Annotated in this window: 14 protein-coding genes; 5 read left to right on the top strand and 9 right to left on the bottom strand. The window is 41.8% G+C overall.

Going from position 1 to position 15,282, the window contains the following annotated elements; translation table 11 throughout:
• Nucleotides 1–4 precede the first annotated feature (4 nt).
• Nucleotides 5–1,126 (bottom strand): glycosyltransferase, encoded by a 1,122-nt coding sequence (locus F824_RS0123820; protein ID WP_026333897.1) that lies wholly within the window; start codon nt 1,124–1,126, stop codon nt 5–7.
• Between the two features lie 21 nt (nt 1,127–1,147).
• Between F824_RS0123820 and ruvC the strand changes: the two genes are divergently transcribed.
• A complete protein-coding gene (gene ruvC / locus F824_RS0123815; RefSeq protein WP_019600455.1) occupies nt 1,148–1,726 on the top strand; it encodes a crossover junction endodeoxyribonuclease RuvC in 579 nt (192 codons plus the stop codon).
• Nucleotides 1,727–1,750: 24 nt separating this feature from the next.
• Here ruvC and F824_RS0123810 read toward each other — a convergent pair whose 3' ends face one another.
• From F824_RS0123810 to F824_RS0123775, 8 genes are all read right to left on the bottom strand, one after another.
• Nucleotides 1,751–2,311, bottom strand: coding sequence for a porin family protein (locus tag F824_RS0123810; RefSeq protein WP_031327199.1), 561 nt, complete (start codon nt 2,309–2,311; stop codon nt 1,751–1,753).
• 138 nt (nt 2,312–2,449) lie between these two features.
• Nucleotides 2,450–3,052, bottom strand: coding sequence for a porin family protein (locus tag F824_RS0123805; protein WP_019600453.1), 603 nt, complete (start codon nt 3,050–3,052; stop codon nt 2,450–2,452).
• Nucleotides 3,053–3,154: 102 nt separating this feature from the next.
• Nucleotides 3,155–4,228: an alanine racemase gene (locus F824_RS0123800; RefSeq protein WP_026333896.1), complete on the bottom strand. Its 1,074-nt coding sequence runs from the start codon at nt 4,226–4,228 to the stop codon at nt 3,155–3,157.
• Between the two features lie 6 nt (nt 4,229–4,234).
• The gene (locus tag F824_RS0123795; protein ID WP_019600451.1) at nt 4,235–4,675 is read right to left on the bottom strand and encodes a GNAT family N-acetyltransferase; all 441 of its coding nucleotides are present in this window, start codon (nt 4,673–4,675) and stop codon (nt 4,235–4,237) included.
• Between the two features lie 12 nt (nt 4,676–4,687).
• Nucleotides 4,688–6,112: a sodium:solute symporter family protein gene (locus F824_RS0123790; protein WP_019600450.1), complete on the bottom strand. Its 1,425-nt coding sequence runs from the start codon at nt 6,110–6,112 to the stop codon at nt 4,688–4,690.
• A 204-nt stretch (nt 6,113–6,316) separates the two neighbouring features.
• Nucleotides 6,317–7,066, bottom strand: coding sequence for a succinate dehydrogenase/fumarate reductase iron-sulfur subunit (locus F824_RS0123785; RefSeq protein WP_019600449.1), 750 nt, complete (start codon nt 7,064–7,066; stop codon nt 6,317–6,319).
• A gap of 28 nt (nt 7,067–7,094) precedes the next feature.
• Entirely contained in the window at nt 7,095–9,029 is a 1,935-nt protein-coding gene (locus tag F824_RS0123780; RefSeq protein ID WP_019600448.1) for a fumarate reductase/succinate dehydrogenase flavoprotein subunit, read from the bottom strand.
• Nucleotides 9,030–9,041: 12 nt separating this feature from the next.
• Nucleotides 9,042–9,728, bottom strand: coding sequence for a succinate dehydrogenase cytochrome b subunit (locus tag F824_RS0123775; RefSeq protein ID WP_026333895.1), 687 nt, complete (start codon nt 9,726–9,728; stop codon nt 9,042–9,044).
• 256 nt (nt 9,729–9,984) lie between these two features.
• On the opposite strand from F824_RS0123775, the gene F824_RS0123765 reads away from it, so the two are divergent.
• The 4 genes from F824_RS0123765 to fabD all read left to right on the top strand — a co-directional run bounded on the left by F824_RS0123765 (nt 9,985) and on the right by fabD (nt 14,913).
• Nucleotides 9,985–12,762, top strand: coding sequence for a T9SS type B sorting domain-containing protein (locus tag F824_RS0123765; protein WP_019600445.1), 2,778 nt, complete (start codon nt 9,985–9,987; stop codon nt 12,760–12,762).
• A complete protein-coding gene (locus tag F824_RS0123760; RefSeq protein WP_019600444.1) occupies nt 12,759–13,190 on the top strand; it encodes a thiol-disulfide oxidoreductase DCC family protein in 432 nt (143 codons plus the stop codon). Before F824_RS0123765 ends, F824_RS0123760 begins: the two co-directional genes overlap by 4 nt.
• 129 nt (nt 13,191–13,319) lie before the next feature.
• Entirely contained in the window at nt 13,320–13,940 is a 621-nt protein-coding gene (locus tag F824_RS0123755; protein ID WP_019600443.1) for a carbonic anhydrase family protein, read from the top strand.
• A 97-nt stretch (nt 13,941–14,037) separates the two neighbouring features.
• Nucleotides 14,038–14,913, top strand: a complete 876-nt coding sequence (gene fabD / locus F824_RS0123750; protein ID WP_019600442.1) for an ACP S-malonyltransferase — start codon at nt 14,038–14,040, stop codon at nt 14,911–14,913.
• Nucleotides 14,914–15,282: the final 369 nt, after the last annotated feature.

Here is a 15,282-nt window from a genome sequence, read left to right as displayed (position 1 = left end):
TAAGTTAATGTTTTGGTAAACTTTCCCTGCCTTTCCAGACAAATTTCCCTCTTAAAACGCCCAATCCTGTAGTCAAAACATAAAAAGGATGAACCAAACTTGTAAGAATGGAATCAATCGCCTTCTGTTGAATTTGATACGAACTTAAAACAAGCCCTAGAACAACCCGCTCCGAAACGAGCTTGACAAGCCAAAGGAAAAGAAAAACGGCCAACCCCTTTAACCCCATAAACAGCAATCCGACACTTGCCAAAAAAAACAACTGGAAAAGAAAGGGGGCTATGGCCGCAAAAATATGCCCTTTCGAAGGACTGACATTCCACTTGGAAGCCCATCGGATGCGTTGTTGGAACAATTCAGTCCAGCTTCTTGCTTCTTGTGTATAGACCAAATTATCTTTACTATGGAGATAGACCGCGGCATTCTTCCCGAAATTTGAAATGATTTTTTTCAACAAAAACTCGTCGTCCCCGGAAAGATGCTCAAGATTTCCTTCATATCCACGCACCGCCAAGAAAGCACTTTTGCGATAGGCAAGGTTTGCACCGCTGCACATCAATGGTTTTTTGAGATGAAAAGTCATCTGGGTGACAGCCAAAATGCTCGCCCATTCTATTTGTTGGAATTTCTGAAAAAAAGACAATCCCCTGTCTGTCATCACTGGTCCAGCTACCAATTTGATTTCTGGGTTGGCGAAAGGTGCTGTCATTTGGCTAATCCAATCTTTAGGCACAAGGCAATCTGCGTCCGTGGTCATGATGATTTCTCCATTGGACAATTCCAGGCCAGCCGTTAAGGCTGCTTTTTTTCCGATTCCTTCACTTTGGATGATTCGAATTGAAAGCAAAGGGGATGATTGCGTAGCGATCAATTCCTCCAACATAAACAAAGAACGGTCCTCGCTGAAATCATCTATCCAGATGATTTCAAAATCCGGGTACTGTAAAGCTTTGAGGTTATGGAATGATGCGGAAATATTTTGTTGTTCATTTCTGAAGGGAACCAAAACTGTGACTTTTGGCGTCGATGAAATGGGGGAAATTCTTTGAGGTGTTTGCCAATTCATCCATAGCACCGACATCAAAACGAGATAAAGTATCCCTATAAAAACATAAAATATCAGCATGTTTTGGCTTAAATTGCGGTGATGAGTAAAGAAGAGAAAAAAGTGTCAAAGGAAAAAATAATTCTGGGAATTGACCCTGGCACCAACGTGATGGGATATGGATTGATATTGATTGAAGGCAAAAAGTACAGCTTGATACAATACGGAGTGATTCATCTCAAAAAATACGCTACCCATGAACTTAAGCTCAAGAAGATTTTCGAAAGAATAATTGGTATCATTGATGAATACCACCCTGATTCAGTGGCCCTGGAAGCTCCTTTTTATGGAGAGAATATTCAATCCATGTTGAAGCTGGGCCGTGCTCAAGGTGTAGCCATGGCTGCAGCATTGTCGAGAGATATCCCCATTACCGAATATTCCCCCAAGAAAATCAAACAGTCTGTCACAGGGAATGGCAATGCATCAAAAGAGCAGGTTGCCGAAATGCTTAAAACACTGCTAAACATCAAGGAAATTCCAAAACTTTTGGATGCAACGGATGCATTGGCCGTCGCTGTCTGTCATCATTTTCATGATGGAAGGATTCAAACTAGTGGTAAATCCGCGGGATGGAAATCATTTTTACAAGAAAATCCTGATCGGGTAAAGGGACTTTAAGGTTTTAAGCCCAATTTCAAGTCATTAAAAATTCTTTCCCAAAGCCAATTTGAAAACCCTGTTTTTGACATTGAAATTAAAATAATTCAGGTCTACCAATCCAAAATCATAGCTGGCTTGTACATTGAATCCCAAAGGAAGATTGGCTCCGGCACCGATCACGCCCGCAATATCATACCCTCTGACAACCTCTTTGGTTTTGGAAACCATTCCTCCCTGTTCGTATTTTCTGGAAAACAGAAAGGAACCTTGTGGCCCGGCAAAGAGATTTAAACCCTCTAATATCTGGTACCTCACCAGAACAGGAATATCGATATAATCCAGGTTTTCGGTGATTCGTCCGCTTGCTGAATTATCGGCAGATTTATACCCTTTTTGGGAATAAAAAATTGCCGGCTCGATGACCAATTTGTCCATCAATGGCAAACCATAATAAATACCTGCATGAAGGCCCGTTCTCGAGTCAAAATCAAAGCCGTCGAAGTTGGCAAAATTAGCCCCCACCCTGGCTCCAAATTGGGCATTCGCCTCTTGGTTAAACAATAAGGCCATTCCAAACAACAAGACAAATATTAATTTTTTCATTTCAGGCATTTTTTTTTAATCTTCACTTTTGAATCAAGGGCAAATAAACAAAAAGAATCTGAAAAATTAACGCTATTTCTGGACGGGCATTTTCAAAAAAAAAGCCTACCCAATTGGGTAGGCTTTTTGAAAGGTCAATTAAAAGGAGTAACCTAGAGAAACTTTAAATCCACGGTTGAATATTTCGGCATCACTATTTTTAAAGACTGGAGAGGTTCCATAGTCATAACTTCCCTGGAGATTGATCCCCTTTGGCAAATTATAACCCAAACCAACGACAAAGCCCAAATCAGTTTTGGTAATGCTTTCGGTATCGTAAGAATAGGTTGTTCCGAAAAGATCTCCCTCAAATTTGGAAGAAGTCAAGAATGATGCTTGAGGACCTCCAAAAACGTTGATTCCTTTTGCGATGTAGAACCTAAGCAAAAGAGGCACGTCCACATAATTCAAAACGGCCCTTGAATTGGTCAAATCATCATTTTGAGTGCCTTTCACAGCATAATATACCCCTGGCTCCAAAGCGATTCTCTCTCCCAAAAATAAATTGGAATATACACCTGCATGAAATCCTGTACGGTTTGTATAATCATTGTTAGAGGCATCCGAGCCACCAAAGTTGAAGAAGCTTGCTCCTCCCCTTACTCCAAATCCACCAGCTGCATCACTTCTTGTCACATTCTGAGCTTGTATTTCTAAGGAGAAAAATGCCAATACTGCGAATACTAAAATCGATTTTTTCATTACCTTTTATCATTTTGGTTATAAACACGAATAGTCCAAGATTATGCCAAAAAAAAGCCCGGATTGAAAATCCGGGCAATTATAAAAATTAGGAACTGTTATTCAGTCGCTTATCTTTTTGTCCACATAACTTGAATTCATTATTCCCAATGCACCCATATATTTCAGGTTAAATTTTATCAAATCCCCCACCTTATAGTTTTTAGGATTTAGTTTCAAATTCAATATCAACATATCAGAACTAGCACCCAATATTTCAAATTCTCCATCTTCAGGAATGAGGTACTTTGGATCTACATCCAGCAAACCGATGTCAAGTATTGCCCTGAAAGAGGACATTCCATAAAGAGAGTCATCTATTTCCGCTATTTCCCCTTGGGGATTGGCGGCCAAGGTTCCAGACGGAAGTAAAGGTTTTTCCTGCATTTCGATGATCTCTGCATACAACTCGAAGACATCTCCATGCATTCCCTGAATCACTTTTTCCTCGACCAAGTCCACTCCAAAATAGAGGGTTTCCCCCACCCTAAAATGATTGATCCCCTTTGGGAGTTGCTGATGAAGCATCAAAGGAATGGTAACGGAAGTCCCGGCGGACACCCATGGAATCTTGATGTTGAATTTCAATTCAATGATTTGCTTATACAGAGACAACTGAATAAGCTTATCGGTGGAGGGCATTACCCCATTCAGACAATTGAGATTCGTGCCCAATCCTATGATTTCGATATTGGGAAGCTCAAAAATCTCAGCATAGAAATCTACCAAATGATCACCCATCACTCCTTCTCTAAGATCACCGGTTTCAACCATAATGATGATTTTATGCCTCTTTTTTTGAATCACAGCCTCATCGCTTATCCACCTGATGGTGTTTATCTCACTGTTAAGACTTACATCGGCGTACTTGACCATTTTGGCCACATTGCGTTTGGAGACAGGCTTCACATAAACAGTCTGAATTTCTCTGCTAATTTCTTTGACCTTTGCAAGGTTACTGATCCTGGAATCATGGATCTCGGTCACCCCCAAATCAATCAACTCCTTAAGATAAGTTCTATTTCCGCAAAGCAATTTTGAAACCACTCCCCAAGACACGTTATGCGATTCAAAACGTGCTTTAAGAAACTCGTAATTCTCTCTTAATTTGGTTCTATGTAAATTTAGAAAAGCCATGGTTGTTTATTTCTTTAGCCTCATTTCAAGGTATTTATTTGTAAAACCAAGATTTTCATACAGTTTCCTGGCAGGATTATCCGGCTCGACATGCAACGCGATGTCTCCGTTTGCCAAATCTATGGCCGTTTGCATCAGTTTTTTACCGACGCCTTTACCGCGTTGGCTGCCATCCACGGCAATATAAACCAATATATTTTCAGGAATATATCCTGACATTCCAGTCCTGTTGACGATAACCGCCCCCACAACATGATCCTCCTCCCTAGCAAACACCACAAATCCCCCTTTATCGACTGCTTGATCCAGGGCATAATCCAGACATTTCATGATATCCTCGTGAGGGTCGCCATATTGTTCTAAATGAACAAATAAAAAGTCAGCGATTTCCTTTTTTTGGAGGAAAGTAGCTTGATCAATAGCGGAAAGAGTTTCTATTTTAAACATATAATTATCAATTTATTTTGAAATTTTATTTTTTCTACTCGTATAAACGAGCAAATATGTTGCTAAAGAGGAAAATATCCCGAAAAAATTTGGGTCCAGCCCAAATGGAAGCTCCATTCCCATAAAACTAAGTCCGGCAGTAACTCCTCCCCCTACAATCATTGCCCCCATCGCAGCATGCGAATCCCTCATGTTGGAAAATAGGCCAAACAGCACGGGAACCAACAATCCGGACACCATAAAGGCATAGGAATACAACATCAGCTCAAGGACATTCGTCATTTGCAGGGCGATGACCAACGCCAAGACTCCCAAAATAAGCGTGAAGCCTTGACTGATAAACATTTGTACGTTTTCTTTTTTATTTTTCAAAAACCCGCCAAATAGATCAGTGGTAAGGTTGCCAGAAGCAGCCATCAAGCAAGAATCCGCCGTGGACAAAACTGCGGAGAAATATGCAGCCATCATCAAGCCCAAAATTCCCGGAGGAAGAATCGTTCTCAAAAGGATCGGTAAACCCATTTCTGGGTCAAAAGCATTGATATCGACCAGAAGCATGCCTTGTTCGAAAGCTACCCTCGACAACAAACCCAGAGACACGCCCATAAATGCCATGATCGGCCACTCGAACAAGCCTGCAATGAACCAGGCTTTTTTGGCAGATTTGACATCTCTGCTGGCAAAAATCCTTTGGTACAGCGTCATCCCAATAAACCAAATCGGTAAAATCGTGATTCCCCAATTTGCAAAATCCTGCCAACTCAAATTCGTGAGGCTGAAGAATTCATCCGGAAGTGTAGTCCTAATTACAGACCATCCTCCCACATAATAATAAGCGACGGGAAGCCCAATGAAAATAAACCCACTCATCAAAATGATCCATTGGATGGTGTCTGTATAGATTACGGCTTTCAATCCTCCCATCACTGTATAGATGACCGCAATGGCCCCCATAATCATCAATGCCTGATGCATCTCCAACACTGGGAATGTGCCAGAGGCCAATTTGGCTCCTGCCAATAACTGAGAAGATGTGAATCCAAGATAGCCAATGAGACAAATGCAGGCCGCAACAATGCCAACTTTCTTGCTGTAAAGGTGTTGGAATATTTGAGGGAAAGTATAAAAATTAGCAAAGGCGGGATCACTTTTTACCCTTGGAATCAAAAAAACGGCCGCCAACCAGGCACCCAACAATCCGGTGAATAGCATCCAGCTTCCCGAAAGACCCATGATGAAACCCAATCCACCCAGTCCCACAGAAAAACCTCCACCAACATCCGTAGCGACAACGGACAGGCCTATGTGCCAGCTTCCAATATCTCTCCCTCCAACATAGTAATCGTCTTGTGTTTTATTCTTCTTCATGAAGTAGTATCCTACTCCAAGCATTATCAACATGTACCCGACAAAAATGCCAAGGTCTATGTAATGCATGTTTCCCCTTTCTTTTTATGATAAAATCTAAATAAATATAATTTTTCAAAGGTAAGCAATTATAGCCGATTTGAAAAAAATAAGCGTTTTATTTAGATTTTCAGCAAAAAAATACTATTTTTTATAAACAATGTTTAATAAAAGCGCAAAATGAAAAAAGCCGAGAAACTCGGCTTTTTTGAAAAAAAGAAGACTATTTTTTGCTTAAATATTATCACTTGTAACCACCGCGCTGAAATATTCCCTATTCATCCGAGCAATATTGGTCACGCTGATACCTTTAGGACATTCCGCTTCGCAGGCACCGGTATTGCTACAAGCACCAAAACCTTCCGCATCCATTTGGGAAACCATTCTCTCCACTCTTTCTTTCCTCTCCACTTGTCCCTGAGGCAGTAAAGCCAGCTGGGAAACTTTGGCAGAGACAAAAAGCATTGCGGATGCATTTTTACATGCTGCTACGCAAGCACCACATCCGATACAGGTCGCCGAGTCAAAAGCTTCATCGGCAATCTTTTTAGGGATAGGGATTTCATTGGCATCCGGAACTCCTCCGGTATTCACGGAAACGTAACCTCCCGCCTGGATTATTCTATCAAAAGCGGAACGGTTGACGACCAAATCCTTCAGAACAGGGAAAGCGGTCGCTCTCCAAGGCTCGATGGTCACCACTTCTCCATCTTGGAACGATCTCATGTGTAACTGACATGTGGTTGTTTGCTCCGGACCGTGGGGCTTGCCATTGATGTACAATGAGCACATTCCACAAATACCCTCACGGCAGTCATGGTCAAAATGGACTGGATCTTCACCCTTATTGGCAAGCTGTTCATTGAGCACATCCAGCATTTCCAAGAAGGACATGTCTTTGGAAATATGCTCAACTTTATATTCTTTAAATGCGCCTTTATCGGAATTGTTTTTCTGTCTCCAGATTTTCAAAGTTAAATTCATAGCTCAAATGCTTTAAATGCTTTTCGGATTACTTGTAACTTCTTTGGGTCAATTTCACGTTTTCGAATACCAATGGCTCCGTGTTCAACTTTTCTTCCTGGCCTTCTCCCAAGAATTCCCAGGCTGCCACGTAAGCAAAGTTTTCATCATCTCTCATCGCCTCTCCTTCTGGAGTTTGGTATTCTTCTCTGAAATGTCCACCACAAGATTCATTTCTGTGTAGGGCATCATCGACCATTAATTCTCCCAATTCTATGAAATCCGCAACTCTATTGGCTTTTTCCAAGGATTGATTGAGCTCTTCATTTGTACCCAAAACTTTGACATTTGACCAAAATTCTGATTTTAGCGTTTTGATCATCGCTTTGGCTTTCCTTAAACCTTCTTCGTTTCTGGCCATTCCGCAATAATCCCACATGATTTTACCCAATTTCTTATGGTAAAAATCTACAGTCTTTTCGCCTTTGATATTGATCAATTTCTGGATTCTATCCTTTACGTCTTTTTCTGCTTTTTGAAATTCGACACTGTCGGTTGGGATTTTGGTCTGCGGGATTTGAGCCAAGTAATCACCTATAGTGTAAGGGACAACAAAATACCCATCTGCCAAGCCTTGCATCAGTGCAGATGCACCAAGCCTGTTCGCTCCATGGTCTGAGAAATTGGCCTCACCAAGTGCATACAACCCAGGAACAGAAGTCATCAAATTGAAATCTACCCAAAGCCCGCCCATTGTATAATGGACAGCAGGGTATATCATCATTGGGAATTTGTAAGGATTGTAACCGGTGATTTGCTGGTACATGTCAAAAAGGTTCCCATATTTCGCCCGAATGGCTGCCTCTCCATCTCTGTTGATGGCATCCCTGAAATCCAAGAAAACAGCCTCTCCGGTTTCGTTTACTCCTTTTCCCTCATCACAAATGAGTTTGGCATTTCTGGAGGCCACGTCCCTTGGAACAAGGTTACCGAATGAAGGATATTTTCTTTCCAAGAAATAATCCCTGTCCTCTTCCTTGATGTCATTGGCAGTGATTGTTCCTTTTCTAAGCTTTTCTGCTGTTTCTACGGTTTTAGGAACCCAAACCCTTCCGTCATTTCTCAAGGATTCTGACATCAGTGTCAATTTTGACTGATGATCTCCAGAGACCGGAATACAGGTGGGGTGAATTTGGGTGTAAGAAGGATTGGAGAAAAATGCGCCTTTTTTGTGTGCTCTCCACGCAGCTGTCACATTGGAACCCATTGCATTGGTAGAAAGGAAAAATACGTTTCCGTATCCACCTGTACAAAGCAAAACTGCATGTGCACTATGGGATTCAACTGCTCCGGTAATCAAATTTCTCGTGACGATTCCTCTTGCTTTGCCATCCACCAAAACAACATCCATCATTTCGGTTCTTGGATAGAGCTTAACCTTTCCATTGGCTACCTGTCTACTTAAAGCAGAATAAGCACCCAACAACAATTGCTGTCCGGTTTGACCCCTTGCATAAAATGTCCTGGAAACTTGTGCGCCACCAAAAGAACGGTTGGACAATAGCCCTCCATATTCCCTTGCAAATGGAACTCCCTGTGCCACACATTGATCAATAATACTTACAGATACTTCTGCCAATCTATAAACATTGGCTTCTCTTGCCCTGTAATCTCCACCCTTGATGGTGTCATAAAATAACCTGTAGATTGAATCTCCGTCGTTTTGGTAATTCTTTGCCGCATTAATACCACCTTGGGCAGCAATGGAATGCGCTCTTCGTGGGCTGTCTTGGAAGCAAAAAGCTTTCACATTGTATCCCAACTCTGCCAAAGAAGCTGCTGCTGAGGCACCGGCCAAGCCCGTACCCACCACGATCACTTCATATTTTCTTTTGTTGGCCGGATTGACCAATTTCATGTTAAACTTATGTTTGGTCCATTTTTCTGCTAATGGACCTTCTGGTATTTTAGAATCAAGTATCATATCTTTCAATTATTAATTCAATGATGAGATATAAAGATAAATAGGCATGCTTGCGAAGAGCGCAGGGACGACCACACTAAAAACCCTCCCCAAAAAGACGATTGCTGGGGTGTATTTTTTGTGATTCAACCCTAAAGTTTGGAAGGCACTTGCAAATCCATGTGAAAGGTGCAAACCCAAGAAAACCATCGCCACTACATAAAGCAAAACCAAAAGTGGCTCAGCAAAGGCAAACTTCACTATACTGTAAAGATCCTTGTACTCTTCCCCATCGTATTGTACTACTGGTAAATTTCCCCAATGCATCTCGTACCAAAACCCCTGCAAATGGACAACTAAGAAGATCAAGACAATCGTGCCCAAAACACCCATATTTCTGGATGTCCAAGCGCTGTTTGTGCTTGCCCTACTGGTTTGATAACCTATAGGTCTGGCTTTCTTATTTGCCAAAGTGGTGATAATGGAGTAAACCACATGCCCTATGATGGCAATGTAAGTCACATAAGAAAGGATTTTCACTGCCGGATTCGTCGTCATGAACTTGGCATAGATATTAAATGCCTGGCCATCATCGTTGATGAACAACTGTAAATTTCCAGTGACGTGCCCGACAAGAAATATTATCAGGAACAAACCTGTCAATGACATTATTAGTTTTTTACCTAGGGAACTGCTTAAGGTTTTTGTTACCCAACTCATATAATTTGTATTAAGATTTGATTGAAGACCGTTTTTTATGAGGGTCAAATTTACATTTGGAAAGCTTAGTAAACAATCAAAGCACAATCGATTGAACTTATTTTAAAACGTTCTAAATAGTCTTTAATTTTCGGGTTATTATTCCCATTTTAGTGACCATATAACCATCTGTTTGTTTTTATTGTTTGATATTTGGAAATAAATTCCACCTAGTTTAGTTATTTTCGTATAAATTGAAATGTAAAGCCAAGCATTCATGAAAATCAGATTAACACTTTTACTTGCCTTCTCTTTTCTAATACTCGCTTTTAACGATGTATTTGCCACGCACATTCGTGCGGGAGAAATCACCGCGGAAAGAGTTTCTGTCCAAACGCTCACCTACAGGATCACTGTAGTGGGTTACACCGATCTTCGCTCAAATGTTGTTTTTGGACCGGGAGACATTGATTTTGGGGACGGGAGAAGCGAGGTCCTGAATACGAAGAGTGATATTGTGTCGGTGGAACCATTGGGAAACCAAATTGAAAAAAACACATTTGTGATCACCCATACCTACCAAGGCCCCGGACAATATGTCATTCGATTCAAGGAGTTCAACAGGAATGATCGAACACTGAACATGGACAATTCTGTAGACACTCCTTTTTATGTGGAAACGATGATCATCATTGATCCTTTTTTTGGCATTAACAATTCCCCGGTCCTCACCATTCCCCCCGTGGACAATGGTGCCGTGAATGTAAGGTATATCCATAATCCTGGCGCATACGATCCTGATGGAGACAGTCTTGCCTATGTCATGGATGTTCCAAAGCAAGAATTTGAAAGACCTGTCAACAACTATAGGAATCCAGGAACTCCTGAATTTAGTTTCAACAGAGAGGATGGAGGGACACCTGCATTTTTGACTTTGGACAATGTTACTGGAGACCTGATCTGGGATGCTCCTGGATTGGCTGGCCAATTCAATGTTGCCTTTAAGATCCTGGAATACCGTAAAATCAACGGCGTATTTCGATTGATTGGCTATGTGGTCAGGGACATGCAGATCATCATCGAAAACTCCAACAATAAAAGACCGGAATTGATATTACCCCCAGACCTCTGTGTGGTCGCTGGAACCAATATTCAAGAAATTATTCAAGGCGTAGATCCCGACGGCGATCCAATCAAGATAGAGATATTCGGGGATCCTGTAGAAATCACCTCTTCTCCGGGAAGTTATTCTCCCCTATCGGTTTTTCAGCCAAGTCCCGGAATCATCACTTTCAATTGGCAAACGGTCTGCAGCCATGTAAGGGCAAGAGAATACCAAGTAAGGGTAAGAATCACCGATCAACCAAGGTCCGGCCCAGCCTTGGTGGACATCAAAACCTGGAACATCACAGTCATTGGACCGCCTCCTGTGCTGGAGGAAATAGAACAACTTCAGGGAAGGTCTGTGGATATCAAATGGAATCCCTATTCCTGTGGCACATCAGCGGAGACCATGCAGGTCTGGAGAAGATTGAACAGCGACCCGTATGAACCAGACTCTTGTGAAACGGGAATCAGGCCAGGCTATGAACTGATCGGAACCACCAACATGGGAACCTTTAATCTGTTGGACAACAATTTTGGTGAGGGACTGGCACCTGGCAATACCTATTGCTATCGATTGGTGGCGGCCTACCCTTCGCCAAGATTGGGTGAAAGCATTGTTTCCGAGGAATTGTGCATCACCATAGACGTGGATGTTCCTTTGATTACCAATGTGAGTGTTGAAGTTACAGACACGGAAAATGGAGAGGTTTTCATCAAATGGACCCCCCCATACGATATCGATCGGGAGCAGTTTCCCGGCCCATTTACCTATGAGTTGTTGAGAAACACTGGATTTACGGGCAATCAAAATCGTGTTTCCGTCATCACGACCTCAGACACTTTATTCACAGATACAGGCTTGAACACTGAAAACCTGGTTTACAATTATAAAGTAATCCTGAAGGAAAATACCACTACGATTGACAGCTCAAGTTCCGCCTCGACAGTAAGGTTGGATCCGGTGATCATCAACGAGGCAATTGAGTTGAATTGGTCATTCAATGTCTCTTGGAACAATTCCCTTTCTCAATTTAAACATGAAGTCTACAGGAACAGAACCGATCCGGGATCCCTTGACGAGGACAATTTCACCTTGATAGCAGAAGTAGATCCTACAATCAATGGATTTACTTATTTTGATGATGGTAGCCACAATGGTGTTTCTCTTCAAAAAGACATCGAATACTGCTATTATGTCATTACGAAAGGCGCATATAATATCTCCCAAATTGAATATCCACTGGAAAACAAATCACAAGTCATCTGCGCCAGACCTGATGATAACAGGTTGCCTTGTCCGCCGGTATTGACTTTTGAAGGACCTGAGTGTTCCGCATATTTATCAGACAAGGGATGTGGCTTCAACACATTTGTTCATGACCTAAGTTGGGAGCCCGACTTTAGCGGGGAATGTGATGATGAACTCAGCGGATTTAGGCTTTATTTCAGTCCTGATGGGGAACAAGGTGTTTTTTCTTTGGCAGGAACATTCACGGCATTTGACTTGGTGACCACGATCAGGAACCTTCCTGATTATAAAGGATGCTATTACATCACTGCGGTGGACAGGTCCGGGAACGAAAGTGAACCGAGCAACACAGTTTGTGTCGATAACTGCCCCAATTATGAGCTTCCAAATGCTTTTACACCAAATGGGGACGGGATCAATGAACTGTTCATGGCCTATGACAATCCATTCGCCAAGTGTCCAAGATTCGTGGAGGCTGTGGAAATCATTATCGCAAACCGTTGGGGAGTCGAGGTATTTAACTTCAATAGTTTGGAATCAAATGAAAATGATATTTTCATCAGATGGGATGGAAGGGACAAAAACGGAAATGATCTTCCTGCCGGAACTTACTTCTATTCCGCAACGGTCAAATTCGATGTATTTGCCCCCTCTTTAAAAGAAAAGAAATTTAAAGGCACTGTCCAGATTATCAGGTGAGGATTCAAGATAAATATGAGGTGATTTTGTTTGACGGTGTTTGCAACCTTTGTAACAATTCGGTGGATTTTGTAATCCAACGAGACAAGAAAAACCGATTCAAATTCGGTGCATTGCAAGATGTCGCGACCAAAACACTTTTAAAGGACTATTCGATTGATTCAGAATACCTTGATTCTTTGGTGTTGATAAGTGGTGATCAAGTTTACTACAAGAGTAGCGCAGCGCTCCAGATAGCAAAGAATTTGGGCGGGTTCTGGACCTTCTTGTATGGATTGAGTGTAATCCCAAAATTCATTCGGGACCCTATTTACGATTGGATTGCGGTGAACCGCTATAAATGGTTTGGTAAAAAAGAGACCTGCAGACTCCCTTCACCTGAAGAAAAGGAAAAATTCCTTTCTGAAAAAATGTTGAACAAAGGATGAACGCAAATCAAAAACACTATTTTCGAGATCGATTTTCCGAATTGGTCTTGAAACACTAGCCCGATTATAATAAAAGCCGGCGCTTGCGCCATTTGTTTGTTTTTTATTTAACCGATCAAATCATTTTCTATGAGAGTCCATACCCGTAAATCCCAAGAAGAACTTACACCAGAGGATGCTTTGCAATATTTGAAGGAGGGAAACCAGCGATTCATCAGGAATTTAAGGGCAAACAGGAACCTGCTCCAACAAGTGAATGAAACTGCAGAGGGGCAATTCCCATTTGCGATTATCCTGAGCTGTATTGATTCCAGAACATCGGCTGAGTTGGTTTTCGATCAGGGATTGGGAGATATATTCAGCGCTCGAGTTGCTGGTAACATCGTCAATGAAGACATTTTGGGCAGTATGGAATACGCAGTGAAATACGCCGGTTCCAAACTTATTTTGGTTTTGGGCCACACCAAATGCGGAGCCATCATCAGCGCATGCAATCAGGTCAGGGATGGAAACATCACCACCCTTCTGCATAAAATCAAACCCGCCGTAGAAAAGGAAAAAACAATTCTGGAAGACAGAAACGGTCAAAATGAGAAATTTGTAAACAAAGTAGCGGAGCTAAATGTCCGAGTAGCGATGAAGGAAATTCTGGAAAGAAGTGACATTATCGCTGAGATGATTTCCAACAGAAAAATCACATTGGAGGGAGGTGTCTACGATGTCGAAACTGGAGAAGTGAATTTTTTCTGAAAATAAATTATCCCAAAGCCATACTAATCATCACCCCTGAAGGGGCTTTTTTTTAATATATTTGTCCCAAAATAAACTAAACTCAAAACGAACAAGGATGAAAGCATACATATTCCCGGGTCAAGGTGCTCAATTTACCGGCATGGGCAAATCCCTTTATGAATCCAATGAGATCGCGAAAGACATTTTTGAAAAGGCCAATGAGATTCTTGGTTTTAGAATTACGGACATCATGTTTGAGGGATCTGATGAAGAATTAAAGGAAACAAAAGTAACCCAGCCTGCGATTTTTTTGCACTCAGTGGTATTGGCCAAAACCCTGCAGGATTTCAATCCGGACATGGTAGCAGGACATTCTTTGGGAGAGTTTTCAGCCTTGGTGGCCAACGGAACACTTTCTTTTGAAGATGGATTGAATTTGGTTTACCAGCGTGCATTGGCGATGCAAGAAGCCTGTGAAGCCAACCCTTCGGGAATGGCAGCAATTCTGGGATTGGCTGATGAAAAAGTCGAAGAAATCTGTGCTGCGATCGAAGAGGAAATCGTGGTTCCCGCCAATTACAACTGCCCGGGACAACTGGTGATTTCCGGCTCAAACAAGGGGATAGAAATCGCTTGTGAAAAAATGAAGGAAGCCGGTGCAAAGAGAGCTTTACCTTTACCTGTGGGCGGAGCTTTCCATTCCCCATTAATGGAACCTGCTAGGAAAAAACTGCAAGAAGCCATCGAAAAGACAACTTTTTACACGCCTTCCTGCCCCATCTATCAGAATGTCAGTACTACAGGTGTGACGGATATCGAGGAAATCAAGAAAAATCTGATCGCCCAGTTGACCGCACCAGTAAAGTGGACGCAAACCATCCAGCAAATGGTGGAAGATGGTGCCACAAGTTTCATCGAATGTGGCCCTGGAAAAGTGCTTCAAGGTTTGGTCAAAAAGATCCATAAAGACGCCGAAACTGCAAGTGCGTAATCCTTACTTCATGCTTTTGAGTGGATAAAAAAATAGCTCTTCTATAATGGAGGCCACTGAAAAAGTAGCTAAAACTGAAGGTAAAATTTTGAAAGCGACTAAGTCATTGACAAGAGTGACTTAGTCGCTTTCTTTTTTTTCGCCACTAGCTTTTAAAATTTCTCTATTGAAGCCTATACCGAACTAATTTTGATGATTTTCAACGATTTTCTACCAGTTTTTGATTATACCCGGGCCAGTTTCAAGATCCTTTTAACATTTACGGTGAATAAAGCTATGGCAGCTTGCATTTCCATGTTATTTATCCCGTAAGATATTGCCCTTCCAAATCCATGTGCGTTTTTTAACTCTCCGTTTTTCGCTTCTATT

The organism is Rhodonellum psychrophilum GCM71 = DSM 17998, from assembly GCF_000381545.1.
In the GTDB taxonomy this organism is placed as follows: Bacteria; Bacteroidota; Bacteroidia; order Cytophagales; family Cyclobacteriaceae; genus Rhodonellum; species Rhodonellum psychrophilum.
Note: the sequence above shows the minus strand (reverse complement) of the source record. Positions and strands in the feature narration are given on the sequence as shown.